The organism is Deinococcota bacterium (assembly GCA_030858465.1).
Taxonomy (GTDB): domain Bacteria; phylum Deinococcota; class Deinococci; order Deinococcales; family Trueperaceae; genus JALZLY01.
The window spans coordinates 1-17,723 of the sequence record JALZLY010000083.1; the positions used below are offsets into that span (position 1 = coordinate 1).

The following is a 17,723-nucleotide window of genomic DNA, read 5'->3' on the forward strand; positions in this document are numbered from 1 at the left end:
TCCGGCCGTCAAGCAATCGAGGTAAGAGGTGTCTAGCGGTGCGATGCTTCAGGCCCGATAAGTCACTTGGCGAACCCTAGTTATTGAGGTCAATTTATCGAGTGTCCCGGTAATCTGAGGAGAGCCTTATTTAAACGTGTAGGGCAACTTCTGAGTTTGTCGCAGTTTGTCATTATCTTCTTTATCATGACCCCCATTGAAGCTTGGGGAGGCGTGGTTAAGGTGGCAGGTTTTTTGATTCCTATGGCACCTGGTGCCGCCATGCTGAGGGCCCAGATGGCGAGGGGGGAACTGTTTGATTTAGCCTACTTTGGAATAGCGCTTGCGAACGGAATGTTGTATTTCGTGCTTGGTCTGGGAACTTTTCACATTGCGAACAAAATTGCCAAGTCTCGAGGTTTACTGAGCGGCTATTGAGCTCTCGCTGCATAGGACTTAGACATGATAGGACTTACGCATGCACGCCCTTCAAATCAAGCTCACACATGAAGACAAGCTCAACGGCAAAAGTGACTTGAAGCACTACGCGGCGAATGCACGGCTCTAATACTTGACACTATCTTCGCACCAGGCTGCGAGGTGAGCTCGAGGCCACAGACGCCGGCCGGGCTCGGTAACCGCAAGGCGGCTGCCGCTCGATGTGCACCAGTTGAAGGGGCCCTCCACCGCCGCCGATCCGGCTACCTTGGCCCGGCTACCTCGGAGAGCATGCCGGCTGGACCATGAGGCGCAGCCACAGGGTGGGGATCAGGGATCTTGGAGGAAGTCGTGCGTAAGTTTCATTCCAGTGTTGTTGCGGCCATTCTTGCCGTTCTCTTCTTCAGCGCCTGCAGCAACACCGCCGCGCCGCCCGCGCCCGCGGGCGCAGAAGCGCTCATACCCGGACAGTACATCGTGGTCTTAGCAGGCGAGATCGAGAGCCTCGGCGAGCAAGACTTCGAGTTGTCGGTGGCTTCCATAGCCGCTGAGCTTCAGGTTCAAGCGCAACAGCCGCTCCAGATCATCAACGGCTTCGTGGCCGGCTTGGCGGAGGGCGAACTCGCAAGCCTCCAAGCCGATCCCAGAATCGCCTACGTCGAGCAGGACCGCGTGATCAGCCTCGCCTCGAGCCAGACCCAGACGAACTCCCCCTGGGGCCTCGACCGCATCGACCAGCGCGACCTGCCCCTCAGTGCCAGCTACAGCTACAGCGCCACGGGTCGAGGCGTGACCGCCTACATCATCGATACCGGCATCCGCGCCAGCCACCGCGACTTCGGCGGCCGGGTCGTCGGCGGCGTCACCGCGATCGGCGACGGCTACGGCAGCGACGACTGTGACGGTCACGGCACCCACGTCGCGGGCACCGTCGGCGGCCAGCGCTACGGCGTCGCCAAGGAGGTCAAGCTCTTTGCCGTCAGGGTGCTCGACTGCTACGGCTCCGGCAGCCTCTCGGGCGTGATCGCGGGGATCGACTGGGTCACCAAGAACCACGTCAAGCCCGCGGTAGCCAATATGAGCCTGGGCGGCAGCGCCTCGGTCTCGCTCGACAAGGCAATCCGCAACTCCGTCAAGGCCGGGATTCACTACGTCGTGGCGGCGGGCAACAGCAACGGCAGCGCCTGTTTGGACTCGCCGGCGCGGGTGGGCGAGGCTCTGACCGTGGGCGCCAGCGCCCGGAACGACCGCCGCGCCTCCTTTTCGAACTTCGGCAGTTGCGTCGATGTCTTCGCCCCGGGCGTGGACATCACCTCGGCCTGGCGCGGGAGCAATACCAGGACGGCCACCCTGAGCGGCACCTCGATGGCCAGCCCACACGTCGCCGGCGCCGTGGCGCTCTACCTCGAGACCAACCCCAGGGCCACGCCCGGAGCCGTGTTTGCCCATATCACCTCCTCCGCCAGCAGCGGCAAGCTCACCAGGATCGGCTCGGGCTCGCCGAACCGGCTGCTCTACAGCGCTTGGGGCCCTGGCGCCAGCAGCAAGCCCTGCAGCGACTGCGAAAGCTACTCGGGCACGCTTCTAGAGGGGCAGCAGGCGCGTTATTCCGGGGGCACCGGCAGCTCCTACCAGAGCACGGCGGGGGTCCATCAGGGCTGGCTTCGCGGTCCCGCTGACGCCGACTTCGACCTGATCTTGTTCAAGCGGACAAGTGGACGCTGGCAGGTGGTCGCCCGCTCGCGCAACCCGGGTTCCAACGAGGACATCTCCTATACCGGCAGCGCCGGCGAGTACCTCTGGCTCGTCCGCGCCCGGAGCGGCAGCGGCAGCTTCGACTTCTACCTGAAGCGACCCTGACCCAAGCAAGCCCCACTCGAGCGACAACCAGCAGGGGCGAACGGCCGTTCGCCCCTGCCTTGATCAGAGTCCCAGGTAAAAATACCTGTAAAAGGACCGTGACCAAAAATGTGAAGCGACGCCGTGACCGAGGCTCTGTCAGGGACGCTATGATAGGGACGCTATGATAGAGTGACGCCATGAATGGGCGAGCCGATCAACCGGGTGAGCGCGTCTGCGAGCGCGCGCTCGTCTGGCATCTGGGACAGTTCAGGCTGAGCGGTCACGCCGCGCTCTTGGCCGCCGCGAGCGAGGCACGGATGGTCTTTCCTCTGGTGGTCATGGACCGCCGCGACCCCCTCACCGGGCTGGCGGGCTACTATCCGGCGGTGCGGGCGCTGGCGCGGGATTACGCCGAATTGGGCGCGCCGCTCCTCTACCTCGAGGGCGACAGTAGCGAGCGGGTGGTGGACGCCGCCCGCGACGCTAGAGCCGACTACCTCTACGTGCTCAAGCGAGCGGACGCGGCGGGCCAAGCCCTCCTGGAAGAGGCCTGCGCGGCTCTGGAACTCTGGGGCTTTGGCTGCCGCGTCTTCGAGGCAGGTCAGGAGGACGGGGAGGAGAGCAGGATGGCGCCCACCTCGCTCTCGGGCGCGGCCCTGCCGGGACTGCCGCTGCCGCCCGGCCCTCTCCGGGGCGAGCGGGAGCTCAGCGAGCTTGGCGCCTCGCGCCTTGACGAGGCCGCGCGGCTCGGCCTGCTGAGCCCGCGCCGCGCCAGGGCCGTGGGGGGGAGCCGGTGAGCGCCCCTTCTCAGGCCCCTTCTCAGGCCGATGCTCAGGCCGAGCGCCCCGTCCTGGGCGCGGGCGGGCTCGTCTTCGACGCGCGCGGAGAGGTGCTCGTCTTGCGCCACAGGGACGGCTCCTGGGTCTTTCCCAAAGGCCACATCGACCCCGGCGAGACGGCGCTCGAGGCCGCCCTGCGCGAGGTCGCCGAGGAGGCGGGCGTCACCGCGCACTGCCCTGACCCAACAGCCCTTTTGACCACGCGCTACCTCAACAGGCGCCGCGAAAGGCGTGAGATCCTCTGGTTTCTCTGTCTGACGGGCGACGCGGCGCCGACCTGTCCGGAAGCGCTCTTTCCCGAAGGCGGCTTTTTCGAAGCGGCCGAGGCGGCGCGCAGGCTCACCTTCAGCGAGGACCGCCTGCTTTTGCAGCAGGCGCTGCGCCTGCTGAGGCGCGTCCCTTGACGGCCCCCGCCGCGGCCGCGGCGCGTGGCTTCTCGGCCAAGCCCGAGGGGCGCACGGGAGAGGAGGTCGTCGTCGCGCTCGCCAAGCTGGGCTGTTCGGGAACGCTCTACCTCGAAGGCCGGGGCGGCGCGCTCCTGCTCGTCTTGGCGAGGGGAAGGATAGCGACGGAGTTCGGCCTCTCACCGCTCGCCTCGCTCGACCAGGTCTGCACCCACCTCTGCTTCAGGCCGCTCACGGCCGAGGGCGGCGCGCTGCCGCAGCTGCCCTCACGGGCGCCGGGCAGTCCCGTCGCGGCCCTGCGGGCGCTGCCCGACCTGGCCCAAGAGACGCGGCTCGAGACCGGGCTGTTCGACTTCCGAGCGCTGCTGGCGCGCTACCAGGAGCGCGGGCTGAGCGGCGCGCTCACCGTCCGGGCAGGCGAAGAGGAGGGGCTCGTCCTGCTCTACAAGGGCCAGCTTCAGGCCGCCGCCTATGGCCGCGAGAACCGCGTCGCGAGCGGCGCGCAGGCACTGCGGAGCATGTACCGCCAAGTCCTGCCGGACGTCCCGGAGAGCCGGCTCGGCTTCCACAGGCTCGAGCCTGCCCTCGTCGCCGCCCTCTCCGGTCTGGCGCAGGAGCGCGCGCTGGGGGCGGCCTCCCCCGAACTCGGCACCTTTACGGGCATCGAGGTAGGTAAGCGCGGCTACCTCTTTTACGCGAGCGGCCGCCCCTATCTCCTCATCGAAGCGCAGACGATCGGCCCACCGCGACTCTACCAGGCCCTGGTCGGAGGCGAGCCGCTCGCCCTGCCCGACAAGCCGACGGGCTGGGAAAAGCGCTCCTACCGGCTCACCCTGCGCGGCCACGATGCCCTGAACCCCATGACCGACCTCTACTCGACCTTCACGAACCGCTACGGCCCCGCCGGCGTTCAGCTGCTGCGGGCCCTTCATGCCTCGGCGGCCACCGGCGAGCTCGCCCTCAGGCTCGGCGTCGACGAGGAGGAGTTGCGGGCGCTCGTCGAGCGGCTCGAGAGCGACGGGCTCATCCGCGGGCGTTAGAGCAAGGAGGTTGTCATGAAGGTGCTCATTTCGGCTGATATGGAAGGGGTTTGCGGGGTGACGAGCTGGACGCAGGTCACGCCGCCCGAGTATGGCGGCGACGCCACCTCCACGGCGGAGTACGAGCGGGCGCGCGCTCGGCTCACACGAGAGGTCAATGCTGCTGTCGAGGGTGCGCTCTCCGGCGGCGCCGAAGAGGTGATCGTCAACGAAGCCCATAACGGCATGCGTAATCTCATCCCCGAAGAGCTTCACCCTTCGGTGCGCTTCATCACCGGCAGCGACAAAGCGTTTGGCATGATGCAGGGCGTTCAAGAAGCTGGTGTCGGGGTCGTTTTCTTTGTCGGCTATCACGCGAAAGCTGGCACGCCCGGCGCACCTCTCGCGCATACCTGGACGGGCTATGTCAACGACCTGCGCTTGGGTGGCCGCTCGACGGGAGAATTCGGCATCAATGCCGCCATCGCCGGCCACTTCGGCGTGCCCGTGACCTTGGTGACGGGTGACGACAAGGCCGTAGCCCAAGTGCAGGACCTGCTCGGCGAGCAGGTGGTCGGGGTGGTGGTCAAGGAAGGCTACTCCACCTTCAGCGCCATTCACCTGCACCCGGAGCGCGCGCAGACGCTGATTCGCGAGGGCGCCCAGAAGGCGGTGCGCCAGGTGGCGAAGGCCAAGCTCTTTAGGCTTCTTGAGGGCTGCTCCGTCGAGATCGACTTCGATCACCAGGCTCGAGCGGACCAGTGCCTCTACGTCCCGGGTGTGCGGCGGGCCGGTGAGCGCACGGTCGCCTACAGGGCAGAGAATCCTTTGGTCTTCAACAGCGTCTTCCGCGCCGTCATGAAAGCGAGCGGCATCAGGTTTTCCCCATAACCGTCCTAAAGCAAGGTCCGGCGGTTCACCTGGTCCTTAGCTCTTGTTGCGAGGGCTAAGCCCCGTCAAACCCGCTCCCTCGCCCACACACCGCCTCGGCTGCGGCATAGGCTTAGCGGCATGGCTCATGCGACATGAGCTTATACCATGGGGTTATACTATGGCGGCGGTCCCATTGGAGCCGATATCAGCGTGACAGACTCTAGCCAAGCCACCCCACCCCCAGCGGAGTCCGGTTCCGACGAGATTTCGCTGCGCGATCTCTACCTCATCTTGCGACGCGGCCTGCCGGTGATTCTCCTGCTCGCCACCGTCGCGGCGGCCCTCGCCTACGCCTACACCTCGTGGCAGCAGCCCCTTTACGAGGCCGAGAGCACCACCATCATCACCCCACCGCCGCTCAACATCCAGGGCGAGGAGAGCATCATCTTTCTGCCACCGGCCACCGTGACCTTCGAAGCCTACGAGACCCTGGCCCTGAGCCGGCCGGTCTTCGAGGGGGCGCTCGCGCGCCTGCCCGACGTGACCATGAGCGTGAGCGAGCTGCGCGGCGCCAGCCGGCTCGAGCGCCTGCTCGGCCCGCAGCGCCCCGACCAGGTCACGCCGCTGTCGATGAGCCATCACGTCAGGCATGCCGACCCCGGGCTGAGCGCGGCCTTGACCAATGCCTGGGCCGAAAGCACCCTGAGCACCATCCGCGACTCACTCCTGGCGGGCCTGGGGCCCGTCGACGAGGCCACCGGCCAGGAGGTCGCCGCGCTGCGCGCCCGCCTCGGCGAGGCCGAGGCCGCCTGGGAGACGTTTCAGCAGGACAATGCCCTCGGCCTGCTCGAGGCCCGGCTCACCCGCCTGACCACGGCCATCGCCGAGGCCGAGCTCGGCCTGGTGACCCTGCCCGAGGCGTCAGCGCCCACCACCTCCTTGCAGTTGGGGGAGGCGACCTTGCGCCAGAGCGCGGCGCAGGTCAACCTCGAGGCGGAGATCGCCGCCACCAGAGCAGAGCTCGGCAGCCTGCCAAACGAAACGGGCGAGAGCGAGGCCCTGAGGGCGCGGAGGCTGTCGCTGCAGGCCCGGCTCGCCGGCCTCGAGGCGCGCCAAGCACTCCTGCAAGACCAGCTCGAGGGCTACTACGGCGAACTCGCGGGCATCCGCACCGAGGCCGCCGCCTCGGCGCGCCGCCAGGACACACTTCTGCGCGACCGCGACAACGCCCGCGCCGCCTACCAGACGGTCGTCCAGTTGCAGCCCAGCATCGCCTACGTGACCCAGCTCGCCCCGCTGAGCGCCCGCGTCCTCAGCGAAGCCTCCGTCCCCGAGAGCACGGTCGGCCCGAGGCCCCTGCTGAACGCCGTGCTCGCCTCCCTCGTGGCCGCCTCGCTGGCGACGCTCGTCGCCTTTCTCCGCGAGGCCGTGGCCGGACCCGTCCCACCCCAGGTCGCGAGGGCGAGACCACCTCCCAAACCCGCTCCCAAACCCGGAACGAGTATGCGCGAGATCAACCAGCGGGGTGAGCATGAATAGAACCGTTCTGGTGACCGGGGGCGCGGGCTTCATCGGCTCGGCCCTGGTCCGCCACCTCATAACGCACAGCGACATAACGCACAGCGACTGCCACGTCGTCAACGTGGACAAGCTGACCTACGCGGGCAACCTTCATTCGCTCGAGTCCGTCTCAGGTCATCCCCGTCACCATTTCGAGCGGCTCGACATCTGCGACCGGGGCGGCCTCGAGCGCGTCTTCGCCCGCTACCGGCCGGACGCCGTCGTGCACTTGGCGGCCGAGACCCACGTCGACCGCTCCATCGACAGCCCCGCCGCCTTCATCGAGACCAACGTCGTCGGCAGCTACACCCTCCTGGAGGCCGCCCGGGGCTACTGGCGGGGACTCGGCGACGAGGCGCGCGCGGCCTTTCGCTTTCTGCACGTCTCCACCGACGAGGTCTACGGCACGCTCGGCCGCGAGGGCCTGTTCAGCGAGACCAGCCGCTACGACCCGCACTCGCCCTACTCGGCCTCCAAGGCCGCCGCGGACCATCTCGCCAGAGCCTGGCACGACACCTATGGGCTGCCCGTCCTGGTCACGAACTGCTCGAACAACTACGGCCCCTGCCAGTTTCCCGAGAAGCTCATCCCCACCGTCATCCTAAAGGCCCTGGCCGGCGAGCCCATCCCCGTCTACGGCCGGGGCGAGAACGTGCGCGACTGGCTCTACGTCGACGACCACGCCAAGGGGCTCATGGCCGTCTTGGAGCGGGGCGAGGTCGGCGAGACCTACAACATCGGCGGGAGGAGCGAGAGGACCAACCTCGAGGTCGTCCGGACCGTCTGCGGCTTGCTCGACGAGCTCTCCCCGGCCCCGGAGATCGGTGACCGCAGCGGGCTCCTCAGTTTTGTTCGGGACCGTCCCGGTCACGACCTGCGCTACGCCATCGACACCGGCAAGATCGCGCGCGAGCTCGGCTGGAGGCCCGAGGAGACGTTCGAGAGCGGCTTGCGCAAGACGGTGCGGTGGTACTTGGACAACGAGGCCTGGTACGGCCGCATCTTAGAAGGCGACTACCGCTTGGAGCGCCTGGGCACGGCCGGAGCGTGAGGGCCGAGGCGTGAGGAGCGCATCGTGAGGGGCGCATCGTGAGGGGTATCGTCTTGGCCGGCGGCTCGGGCACCCGCCTCTACCCCGCCACCCGGGTCACCAGCAAGCAGCTCCTGCCCGTCTACGACAAGCCGATGATCTACTACCCGCTGTCGGTCCTGATGCTCGCCGGCATCCGCGAGGTCCTGGTCATCTCCACGCCGCACGACCTGCCGCGCTTTAAGGAGCTCCTGGGCGACGGCGCGCAGTGGGGGCTGAGCCTCCACTACGCCAAGCAGCCCCGGCCCGAAGGGCTGGCCCAGGCCTTTGTGATCGGCGAGCGCTTTATCGGTGCCGACTCCGTCTGCCTCATCCTCGGCGACAACGTCTTTTACGGCTACGGCTTTACCGGCAACTTGCAGCGCGCCGCGTCGCTCATTGACGGCGCCACCGTCTTCGGCTACTACGTGAGGGACCCCGAGCGCTACGGCGTCATCGAATTCGACGAACAGGGCAGCGCGGTCAGCATCGAGGAGAAACCGGCGCGGCCCAAGTCGCACTACGCGGTGACGGGCCTCTACTTCTACGACAACGAGGTCGTGAGCATCGCCAGGAGCCTTGCGCCCTCGGCCCGGGGCGAGCTCGAGATCACCGACGTCAACAGGCTTTACCTCGAGCGGGGCAAGCTCAGGGTCGAGCTGATGGGCCGGGGCATGGCCTGGCTCGACACCGGTACCCACGAAAGCCTGTTGCAGGCGGCGAACTTCGTCGAGACCATCGAGGCCCGGCAGGGGCTCAAAGTCGCCTGCTTAGAGGAGATCGCCTACCGCCAGGGCTGGATCGACGCCGCGGCGCTGAGAAGGCTGGCCGAGCCCCTCAGCAAGAACAGCTACGGCCGCTACCTGCTCGAGCTCTTGCAGCGGGAGCCCCCTCCCGCAAGCTGACGGCAGCCCTCCGAGCGGGCTCGAATGATAGCATGAGCCCTCGTGCGACCAAGCACCCCTATGGAGACAACCGTGTGGAGACAACCGTGACATCATGATCAGCGCCCATCACACCGGCTACGCGGCGGAACTCAAACACAAGATCGAAAGCCACAGCGCCATCGTTGGCGTGGTCGGCCTCGGCTACGTCGGCCTGCCCTTCGCCGTCGAGAAGGCCAAGGTCGGCTTCAGGGTGATCGGCGTCGAGCAGAACCCCAAGCGCGCCGAGCGCATAGGCCGCGCCGAGAGCTATATCGGCGACGTCAGGGACGAGGAGCTCGAGCAGGTGGTCAATGGCGGCAGGCTCTCGGCCGTCACGGACTTCGAGACCGTGGCGGAGATGGACGTCGTGGTTATCTGCGTGCCCACGCCGCTCACCAGGAACCTGACCCCGGACCTAAGTTACGTCGAGTCGGTGACCCGCGACATCGCCCGGCGCCTGCGCCCCGGCCAGCTCGTCACCCTGGAGTCCACCACCTATCCCGGCACCACCGACGAGCTCATGCGGCCGATCCTGGAGGGCCTGAGCGGACTCGAGCAGGGCAAGGGCTTCTACCTTGCCCACTCGCCCGAGCGCGTCGACCCCGGCAACAAGCGCTACACCACCAAGAACACCAGCAAGGTGGTCGGCGCCTCCGACCCAAGCTCGCTCGAGCTGGCGGTGAGCTTTTACGGGCAGACCATCGACCGGGTGGTGCCGGTCTCGAGCGCCAAGGCCGCCGAGCTGGTCAAGGTCTTCGAGAACACCTTCCGCGCCGTCAACATCGCGCTCGTCAACGAGCTGGCGCTGCTCTGCGACCGCATGGACCTAGACGTCTGGGAGGTCCTGGACGCCGCCAACACCAAGCCGTTTGGCATCATGCCCTTCTATCCGGGGCCGGGCGTGGGCGGCCACTGCATCCCCATCGACCCCCACTACCTCGAGTGGAAGGCCAAAGAGGTGGGCTTCAATACCCGCTTTATCGCCCTGGCGGGCGAGATCAACCGGCGCATGCCCGAGTTCGTGCGCACCAAGGCCTGGCGCGTCCTAAACGAGCTCGGCCTGGCGCCCTCACGCGCCCGCGTGCTCGTCATCGGCGCGGCCTACAAAAAGGACCTGGGCGACTGGCGCGAGTCGCCGGCCGTCAGGGTCATCGAGAACCTGCTCGAGGACAAGGCGAGCGTTCTATATCACGATCCTCACGTCCCCGAGATGAAGGTCGCCGATCAGAGCTTCTCCTCGGTGGACTTGAGCGATGAGGTGCTGGAGGAAGTCGATCTCGTCATCATCATAACCGACCATAGCGCCATCGATTTTGACCGGGTGATCGCCAAGGCGAGTGCGGTCTTGGATACCCGTGGCGTCAGCAGACACCGGCACGCTACAAATCCCAAAGTGACGCTGCTATGAGGGTGACGTTACTATGAAAGTCGCTGCCATGAGGGTCGCGGTGATCGGCTGCGGCTACTGGGGCAAGAACCTGGTCCGCAACTTCGAGCAGCTAGGGGCGCTCGAGGCCGTCTGCGACGCTACGCCCGCCGGACGCGAGACCGCCAGAAGCCTGGCGCCCGGGGCCGAGGTGGTAGACAGCGTCGAGGCGGTGCTCGGCCTGGACGCCGCGGGCGTCGTCATCGCCACGCCGGCCGAGACGCACTACCAGCTCGCCAAACGCGCGCTCGAGGCCGGCAAGGACGTCTTCGTCGAGAAGCCGCTGGCGCTCACCTACGCCGAGGGGGCGCGGCTCGTGCACCTCGCCGAGGCGAGGGGGCGCATCCTCATGGTCGGCCACGTCTTGGAGTATCATCCCGCCGTCGTCGCGCTCCTGGCGCTGGTGCGGCGCGGCGAGCTGGGCAAGATCCGCTACATCTACTCCAACCGGCTCAGCCTGGGCAAGATCCGCCGCGAGGAGAACATCCTCTGGAGCTTCGCCCCCCACGACATCGCCGTCATCTTGCGCCTCATGGACAGCCTGCCCTTCGGGGTGATCGCCTGTGGCGGGTCCTACGTGCAGCCCAACATCGCCGACGTCACCGTCAGCCATCTGCTCTTCGACAACGGCGTGCGCGCCCACATCTACGTGTCGTGGCTGCATCCCTTCAAGGAGCAGCGCCTGGTGGTCGTCGGCGACCGCAAGATGGCCAGCTTCGACGACGTCAACAAGGCGCTGCTGCTCTACGACCAGCGCGTCGAGATCAGCGCGGGCCAGCCCGTGCCCATCAAGGGCGACGGCCAAGCGGTGAGCTACGCCGCCGACGAACCGCTGCGCCTCGAGTGCCAGGCCTTTTTGGAGGCGCTGGCCACGCGCCGCCCGCCGACGACCGACGGCCGCAGCGGCCTGCGCGTCCTCAGCGTCTTGCAAGCGGCGCAGCGCTCGCTGGTCATGAACGGCGCGCCGGTCACCCTGCCGCTCGAGAACGCCTTATGAGCCGGAAGGAGCCCTTTATTCACGAGTCGGCCTACATCCACGAATCGGCCTACATAGGCGAGGGCGCCAAGGTCGGCAAGGGCAGCAAGATCTGGCACTTCTGCCACGTGATGGCCGGCGCCGAGATCGGCGAGGGCTGCTCGCTCGGCCAGAACGTCATGGTGGCCAAGGGCGTGACCATCGGCCGAGGCTGCAAGGTCCAGAACAACGTCTCGCTCTACCAGGGCGTGGTGCTCGAGGATTACGTCTTCTGCGGCCCCAGCATGGTCTTTACCAACGTGCGCACGCCCCGCAGCGAGTTCCCGCGCAACCAGGACTACGCCAAGACCCTGGTCAAAAGGGGCGCCAGCATCGGCGCCAACGCCACCATCGTCTGCGGCGTGACCCTGTTTGAAAACGCCTTTGTGGCGGCCGGCGCGGTGGTGACCAAAGACGTGCCCGCCTACGCCGTGGTGGCCGGGGTGCCCGCCACAATCACCGGCTGGATGAGCGCCTACGGCGACCCCCTCGACTTCAGCCAGGGCGACACCGCCAGCGACAGCCAGGGGCAGCGCTACCAGAAGCTGAGCGACACGGACGTTCGGAGGCTAGCATGAACGGGACCAGCGACAAGCCCGTTCCCATCTTGGACCTCTCGCCTGAAATCGAAGGGCTCTGGGACGAGCTCAACGGGGCCATCCAGGGCGTGCTCCGCTCGGGTCAGTTCATCATGGGGCCGGAGGTTACGCGCTTCGAGGACGAGGCGGCCGAGTATCTGGGGGTCAAGCACGCCGTCGGCGTCAACTCCGGCACCGACGCGCTGGTCATCGGCCTGCGCGCCCTGGGCGTCGCTGAGGGCGACGAGGTGATCACCACCCCCTTCAGCTTTTTCGCCACCGCCGAGTCGATCAGTACCGTCGGCGCCAGGCCGGTCTTCGTCGATATCGACGAGGGGAGCTTCAACCTCGACCCGGATGGAATCGAGGCGGCGATTACCGCGAAGACCAGGGCGATCATGCCCGTCCACCTCTACGGCCGCCCCTGCGCGATGGACGAGGTCATGGCCGTCGCCGAGGCGCACGGCCTCAAAGTCATCGAGGACTGCGCGCAATCGTTCGGGGCGCGCTGGGGCGGTAGGCACACGGGCAGCATCGGCGACTTGGGCGCCTACTCCTTTTTTCCCTCCAAGAACCTGGGGGCTTGCGGCGACGGCGGCCTCATCGCCACGAACGACGACGCCCTGGCCGAGACGGCGCGGATGCTGCGGGCGCACGGCGCCAGGAAGAAATACCACAACGAGATGCTCGGCTACAACTCGAGGCTCGACAGCCTCCAGGCCGCCATTCTTCGGGTCAAGCTGCCCCACGTGGGGCGCTGGAACGAGGCCCGGCGTGCGCTCGCCAAGAGCTACAACGCGCTGCTGGGGGGCGTTCCCGGCCTGCTCACGCCCGAACTCGCAGCGGGCCACGTCTTCCACCAGTACACCGTGCGCATCGAGGCCAACCGCGACGAGGTGCAGCGCGAGTTGCAGGAGCGGGGCGTCGGCACCATGGTCTACTATCCGGTCCCCCAAGACAGGCTGCCCATCTACGCCGGAACGTACCCTGCCAACCCCGTGAGCGACAAGTTGGCGGCGCAAGTCCTCAGCCTGCCCATCTCGCCCAGCCTGAGCCCTGAAGCTCAGCGGTATGTGGCCGAGAGCCTGCGCGGCCTGTTGGGAGCACGCGCCTGATCGCCAAGCTCAAAACCGTCTTGCCCAGGAGCGACTTCGGTCGCCACGTCCTGACGCTCCTGTCCGGCACGACCGTCGCCCAGGCGATCCCCATCGCCCTCTCCCCCATTCTCACGCGGCTCTACACGCCCGAGCACTTCGGCGTGTTCGCGCTCTACTTAGCGACCGCGTCGCTCGTCGGCGTCGTCGCCACCGCCCGCTACGAGATGGCGGTGATGCTGCCGGAGCGCGACGACGACGCGGTCAACCTGATGGCGCTGGCCATGCTCATCAGCCTCCTCGTCAGCCTGGTCACGCTCGTCGTGGTCTGGCTCTTCAACGCGCCGATCACGGCTTTTTTGGGCAACGCCGAGGTCTCCCGCTGGCTCTACCTCGTCCCGCTGACGGTCCTGCTCACCGGCGTCTACCAGACGCTCCACTACTGGTCGAGCCGCAAGGAGAAGTTCGGCAGGCTGGCCCTGAGCAGGGTGGCGCAGACGGGCACGGCAACGGGGACGCAGCTCGGGCTGGGTCTGGTCAGGGCGGGTTCCGGCGGCCTCGTCGCCGGCAGCGTCTTCGGCCAGGGCGTCGCCACCGCCGTCCTGGGCTGGCAGGTGTGGCGCGACGACCGGGACCGGGCGGCGGCCGTAGGCGGCAAGGCGATGCTTCGCCAGGCCAAGAGCTACCAGGACTTCCCCAAGATCAATAGCCTGCACGCCCTCACCGACGTGGTCAAGACGAGCGGCACCTTCTTTTTGCTGGGCAACCTGTTCAGCACCGCCACCGTCGGCCAGTACCAGCTCATGACCCGCATCCTGGCCGCGCCCCTCAGCCTGGTCGGCCAGGCCATCACCCAGGTCTTCTACCGGCAGGCCTCGAGCCTCTACAACCAGGGACAAGACCTCAGACCGGTCATCAGCAGCCTGCTCAAAAAGCTTGCTCTCATCGCGCTCGTTCCGGCCCTGATCCTGCTCGCCCTCGCGCCCGGCCTCTTCGCCTTCGTCTTCGGCGAACAGTGGCGCGCGGCCGGCGAGTTCTCGAGGCTGCTCGTTCCCTACACCTTCGGGCACTTTCTGGTCTCGCCGCTGGCCTATATCCCCTTTATCGCCGACAGGCAGCTCCAGGCCCTGGGCTTCAGCCTGACCGGCAACCTCCTCTACCTGGCCTGCATCGTCTACGCGGGCTGGACCGCGGACCTGTCCACCGGGCTGCTGCTCATCTCGGTGGTCCTGCCGGTCTACTTCGCGGTCTATATCCTGTGGATTTTCTCCATCGCCAAACCCGCGGCCTAACATGATCTACCACCTCTTCGACGCTTCTCCCTATACCACCAAGTTCATCGCCTTTCTCCGGGGCCACCCGGAGAGCTTTGCCTTCGCCGAGCATAGCTTCGTGATCCGCAGCCCGGAGGGCTCGGCTTTCGGGGCGGCGGCCGGTGCCGAGAGCAGCCCCGGCACTAGCCCTGGCACTAGCTCTGGCACTACCCTGGTCTACAGCGGCAAGCGAGGCTTCTGGGCGACACTGGGGCGCGTGGGCGCGGGGGACAAGGTCGTCATTCACGGCCTCTTCAACCCCTGGCTGGTGGTCTACCTGTCTCTCCACCCCAAGCTCTTGCGGCAGTGCGTCTGGTGCATCTGGGGCGCCGACCTCTACCTCTACCGGCTGAAGCGGCGCACCGTCAAAGAGCACCTCACCGAGCGTTTGCGCGGCCGGGTGATCCGCCGGCTGGGAGCCATCGCCTGTTTCGTCAGGGGCGACTACGAACTGGCCAGGCAGGTCTACCGGACGGAGGCCCCTTATATCCACAGCTTCTACCCTAACCCCGTGGACTTTGGGCTCCTGGACGAGGCCCAGCCAAGCCCTGGTGACGGCGCCCGCACCCTCATGGTCGGCAATTCCGGCGATCCCACCAACCGCCACGCCGAGATTCTGGACCTCTTGGCGCCGCACCGGGGCGCCGACATCAGGATCGTCGCGCCGCTGTCCTACGGCGACAAGGACAACGCCCTGGCGGTCACGCGCTATGCTCAGGAGCGTTTCGGGGCAAAGTTCCTGGCCTTGAGCGAGTTCATGCCGGCCGCCGACTACGTGGGGCTCCTGGCCGGCGTGGACGTGGCCATCATGAACCACGACCGCCAGCAGGCGCTGGGGAACGTCTTAGCAATCCTGGCGCTGGGAAAAAAGGTCTATCTTCGCAGCGACACCACGCCCTACAGCTTCTTCAACGAGGTGGGAATCAAAGTGTTCGACACGCTGGAGTTACCTAGGCAGCCTCTGGACGAGATCCTCGCCTTTGACGGCGAAACGGCCGCGCGGAACGCGGCCAGGGTGCGCGAGCTGCTCGCCGAGGCGAGGGCCGTGGCGGCCTGGCAAGAGGTGCTTGCGTGAAACCCATCCTCGTCACCAAATCGACGCTTCCCCCCCTCGAGGAGTACAGCGCCTACCTGGAAAGAATCTGGGCCTCGGGCTGGCTCACCAACCACGGCGAGCTGGTGCGCGAGCTCGAGGAGAAGCTCGAGAGCTACCTGGGTGTCCCCCATCTGCAGTACGTCAGCAACGGCACCATCGCCCTGCAGATCGCCCTCAAGCTCTTCGGCGTCGGCAAGGAGGTCATCACCACGCCCTACTCCTACGTGGCCACCACCACCGCCCTGTTGTGGGAGGGGTGCAAGCCCGTCTTCGTGGACATCGAGAGCGAGACCTTCTGCATCGACGCCGGCAAGATCGAAGCGGCCATCACCGAAGACACCGAGGCCATTCTCGCCACCCACGTCTACGGCTATCCCTGCGAGGTCGACAAGATAGCGGCCGTCGCCAAAAGGCACGGCCTTAAGGTCATCTACGACGCGGCGCACGCCTTTGGCACCAGACTGGGCGGCGGCTCGGTCTTGCGCTACGGCGACGCTTCGACCCTCAGCTTTCACGCCACCAAGCTCTTTCACACCGTCGAGGGCGGCGCGGTGGTGGTTGGAGACGCCGAGCTTTCCGACAAGGTCTGGCTGCTCAAGGCCTTTGGCCACAAGGGCGACGACTACAGCACGGTGGGCATCAACGGCAAGAACTCCGAGTTTCACGCCGCCATGGGCCTCTGCAACCTGCCCAGGGTGGAGAGCTTCATCCGCCGCCGCCGGGCCTTGAGCGAACAGTACGACGCCCTCTTGGCCGGCCTCGAGCTCGAGCTCCCCGCCAGGCCGGAGGACCTCGACTACGAGCTCGACTACAACTACGCCTACTACCCCGTCGTCTTCCCTTCCGAAGCCACCATGCTCAGGGTCAAGGCCGCGCTCGAGGCGCAAGAGATCTACCCGCGCCGCTACTTCTATCCCTCGCTCAACAGGCTCCCCTACCGCCGCGGCGAGGCCTGTCCGGTGTCGGAAGACATCGCCCGCAGGGTGCTGTGCTTGCCGCTCTACGACGAGCTGGCCGAAGACGAGGTCGGCAGGATAAGCCGCTTGATCGGGGAGGCGATCTAGGTGCCCGTCTACACGGAGGGTGAACTTGAGGACTTCGGCTTTGCGGCGCTCGGTAAAAACGTCAGGCTCTCGCGCAAGGCGTCGCTGCACAACCCGGCGAAGATCGCGATCGGCGACAACTCTCGCATCGACGACTTCTGCGTCCTCTCCGCCGGCGAGGGAGGCATCCACATCGGCAGACACGTGCATATCGCCGTCTACGTCGCCCTCATCGGCAAGGGTAAGATAACCATCGAGGACTTCGTCGGCCTGTCGTCGCGGGTGGCCGTCTACTCGAGCAACGACGACTACTCCGGCGAGTGGCTGACCGGGCCGACCCTGAGCCCGGCGTTCACCAACATCATTTCGGCCCCGGTCAGGGTCGGCAGGCACGTGGTCGTCGGCGCGGGCAGCGTCATCCTGCCCGGCGTCAGCCTGGAAGAGGGCGCCATCGTCGGCGCGCTCTCGCTGGTCAATAAGGACTGCGAAAGCTTCGGCATGTACGCGGGCGTGCCGGCAAAGTACCTAAAGGCGCGCTCGAGGCGGCTGCTCGAGCTCGAGGCGGCACTGGCGGGCCGCCAGGACCCGGCAAGCGGGGAAGACGGCTAAAGATGGCGGAGACCGCTCCAGAGACTGCTCCAGAGACTGCTCCAACGCCGGCGCCACAGCCGGCGCCACGGCCGGTGCCCGTCAACGTCCTCTACCTCGTCTGGGGCGAGGACGTGGTCGACAACGGCATCATCCACAACCAGGTCTTCGAGCAGCTCAAGCTCATCAAGGAGCTCGAGCCGGGGATCGAGCTCGTGCTCCTCGCCGGCCTTCCCCTCTCGAGGAGTTACCTCAAGTCGCCCAGGCGCTACAAGCTGCGACTCGCCCGCCTGAAGGCGGAGCTGGAAGCCGCAAAAGTCCGCGCCCGCTTCGTGACCCTTCCCGTCCTGCCGCGCTTTTTCTACTCGAGGGCCTTCACCCTGCCGCTCTTCTACACTGCCCACCTCCTGCTCGTCAGGAGGCTGATCCGCGAGCACCATATCGATATCGTCCACTGCAGGTCCTACCACGCCGCCAACCTGATGCGCTGGGCGAGGCGTCTTCTCGGCGTCTCCTGCAAGCTGGTCTTCGACCCCAGAAGCCTGTTCGTCGACGAAGGGCTGCTCTTCGGGGCGTTCGGCGAGGGCAGCCTCCACCACAAGCTCTGGCAGGGTACCGAGC

Annotated in this window: 18 protein-coding genes; all 18 read left to right on the forward strand. The window is 66.7% G+C overall.

Annotated elements, in window-relative coordinates; all coding sequences use genetic code 11:
- Positions 1-186 precede the first annotated feature (186 nt).
- Entirely contained in the window at positions 187-417 is a 231-nt protein-coding gene (locus M3498_03840) for a hypothetical protein (protein ID MDQ3458427.1), read from the forward strand.
- A gap of 351 nt (positions 418-768) precedes the next feature.
- On the forward strand, positions 769-2,277 hold the full coding sequence (locus M3498_03845; protein ID MDQ3458428.1) for a S8 family peptidase: 1,509 nt from the start codon (positions 769-771) through the stop codon (positions 2,275-2,277).
- A 179-nt stretch (positions 2,278-2,456) separates the two neighbouring features.
- The gene (locus tag M3498_03850) at positions 2,457-3,056 is read left to right on the forward strand and encodes a deoxyribodipyrimidine photo-lyase (GenBank protein MDQ3458429.1); all 600 of its coding nucleotides are present in this window, start codon (positions 2,457-2,459) and stop codon (positions 3,054-3,056) included.
- The gene (locus tag M3498_03855) at positions 3,053-3,502 is read left to right on the forward strand and encodes an NUDIX domain-containing protein (protein ID MDQ3458430.1); all 450 of its coding nucleotides are present in this window, start codon (positions 3,053-3,055) and stop codon (positions 3,500-3,502) included. The genes M3498_03850 and M3498_03855 overlap by 4 nt, the downstream gene beginning before the upstream one ends.
- Complete coding sequence (locus M3498_03860; protein ID MDQ3458431.1) at positions 3,499-4,542, forward strand: Lrp/AsnC family transcriptional regulator; 1,044 nt, start codon at positions 3,499-3,501, stop codon at positions 4,540-4,542. Before M3498_03855 ends, M3498_03860 begins: the two co-directional genes overlap by 4 nt.
- A 15-nt stretch (positions 4,543-4,557) precedes the next feature.
- Positions 4,558-5,412 (forward strand): M55 family metallopeptidase, encoded by an 855-nt coding sequence (locus tag M3498_03865; protein ID MDQ3458432.1) that lies wholly within the window; start codon positions 4,558-4,560, stop codon positions 5,410-5,412.
- A gap of 192 nt (positions 5,413-5,604) precedes the next feature.
- A complete protein-coding gene (locus tag M3498_03870) occupies positions 5,605-6,933 on the forward strand; it encodes a Wzz/FepE/Etk N-terminal domain-containing protein (GenBank protein MDQ3458433.1) in 1,329 nt (442 codons plus the stop codon).
- Positions 6,926-8,005: a dTDP-glucose 4,6-dehydratase gene (gene rfbB, locus M3498_03875; protein MDQ3458434.1), complete on the forward strand. Its 1,080-nt coding sequence runs from the start codon at positions 6,926-6,928 to the stop codon at positions 8,003-8,005. Before M3498_03870 ends, rfbB begins: the two co-directional genes overlap by 8 nt.
- Before the next feature lie 38 nt (positions 8,006-8,043).
- Positions 8,044-8,928 (forward strand): glucose-1-phosphate thymidylyltransferase RfbA, encoded by an 885-nt coding sequence (gene rfbA, locus M3498_03880; protein ID MDQ3458435.1) that lies wholly within the window; start codon positions 8,044-8,046, stop codon positions 8,926-8,928.
- Between the two features lie 94 nt (positions 8,929-9,022).
- Complete coding sequence (locus tag M3498_03885) at positions 9,023-10,357, forward strand: nucleotide sugar dehydrogenase (protein MDQ3458436.1); 1,335 nt, start codon at positions 9,023-9,025, stop codon at positions 10,355-10,357.
- A gap of 13 nt (positions 10,358-10,370) precedes the next feature.
- A complete protein-coding gene (locus tag M3498_03890) occupies positions 10,371-11,372 on the forward strand; it encodes a Gfo/Idh/MocA family oxidoreductase (GenBank protein ID MDQ3458437.1) in 1,002 nt (333 codons plus the stop codon).
- The gene (locus M3498_03895) at positions 11,369-11,968 is read left to right on the forward strand and encodes an N-acetyltransferase (GenBank protein MDQ3458438.1); all 600 of its coding nucleotides are present in this window, start codon (positions 11,369-11,371) and stop codon (positions 11,966-11,968) included. Before M3498_03890 ends, M3498_03895 begins: the two co-directional genes overlap by 4 nt.
- Entirely contained in the window at positions 11,965-13,083 is a 1,119-nt protein-coding gene (locus tag M3498_03900; GenBank protein ID MDQ3458439.1) for a DegT/DnrJ/EryC1/StrS family aminotransferase, read from the forward strand. Before M3498_03895 ends, M3498_03900 begins: the two co-directional genes overlap by 4 nt.
- A 20-nt stretch (positions 13,084-13,103) precedes the next feature.
- The gene (locus tag M3498_03905) at positions 13,104-14,354 is read left to right on the forward strand and encodes a lipopolysaccharide biosynthesis protein (GenBank protein MDQ3458440.1); all 1,251 of its coding nucleotides are present in this window, start codon (positions 13,104-13,106) and stop codon (positions 14,352-14,354) included.
- Position 14,355: 1 nt separating this feature from the next.
- Positions 14,356-15,450 carry a TDP-N-acetylfucosamine:lipid II N-acetylfucosaminyltransferase gene (locus tag M3498_03910; protein ID MDQ3458441.1) on the forward strand — a complete coding sequence of 365 codons (1,095 nt, stop codon included), beginning with the start codon at positions 14,356-14,358 and terminating at the stop codon, positions 15,448-15,450.
- Positions 15,447-16,535, forward strand: coding sequence for a DegT/DnrJ/EryC1/StrS family aminotransferase (locus M3498_03915; protein MDQ3458442.1), 1,089 nt, complete (start codon positions 15,447-15,449; stop codon positions 16,533-16,535). Before M3498_03910 ends, M3498_03915 begins: the two co-directional genes overlap by 4 nt.
- Complete coding sequence (locus tag M3498_03920; GenBank protein MDQ3458443.1) at positions 16,536-17,123, forward strand: acyltransferase; 588 nt, start codon at positions 16,536-16,538, stop codon at positions 17,121-17,123.
- A gap of 74 nt (positions 17,124-17,197) precedes the next feature.
- Positions 17,198-17,723, forward strand: a 526-nt coding sequence (locus M3498_03925) for a glycosyltransferase (protein MDQ3458444.1), incomplete at its 3' end; no start/stop codon positions are given.

Excerpts from the sequence above, each read along its gene's own strand:
- M3498_03840 (MDQ3458427.1), top strand. The coding sequence starts at position 187 with ATGACCCCCATTGAAGCTTGGGGAGGCGTGGTTAAGGTGGCAGGTTTT.
- M3498_03850 (MDQ3458429.1), top strand. The coding sequence starts at position 2,457 with ATGAATGGGCGAGCCGATCAACCGGGTGAGCGCGTCTGCGAGCGCGCG.
- M3498_03865 (MDQ3458432.1), top strand. The coding sequence starts at position 4,558 with ATGAAGGTGCTCATTTCGGCTGATATGGAAGGGGTTTGCGGGGTGACG.
- rfbB (MDQ3458434.1), top strand. The coding sequence starts at position 6,926 with ATGAATAGAACCGTTCTGGTGACCGGGGGCGCGGGCTTCATCGGCTCG.
- M3498_03885 (MDQ3458436.1), top strand. The coding sequence starts at position 9,023 with ATGATCAGCGCCCATCACACCGGCTACGCGGCGGAACTCAAACACAAG.
- M3498_03890 (MDQ3458437.1), top strand. The coding sequence starts at position 10,371 with ATGAAAGTCGCTGCCATGAGGGTCGCGGTGATCGGCTGCGGCTACTGG.
- M3498_03895 (MDQ3458438.1), top strand. The coding sequence starts at position 11,369 with ATGAGCCGGAAGGAGCCCTTTATTCACGAGTCGGCCTACATCCACGAA.
- M3498_03900 (MDQ3458439.1), top strand. The coding sequence starts at position 11,965 with ATGAACGGGACCAGCGACAAGCCCGTTCCCATCTTGGACCTCTCGCCT.
- M3498_03910 (MDQ3458441.1), top strand. The coding sequence starts at position 14,356 with ATGATCTACCACCTCTTCGACGCTTCTCCCTATACCACCAAGTTCATC.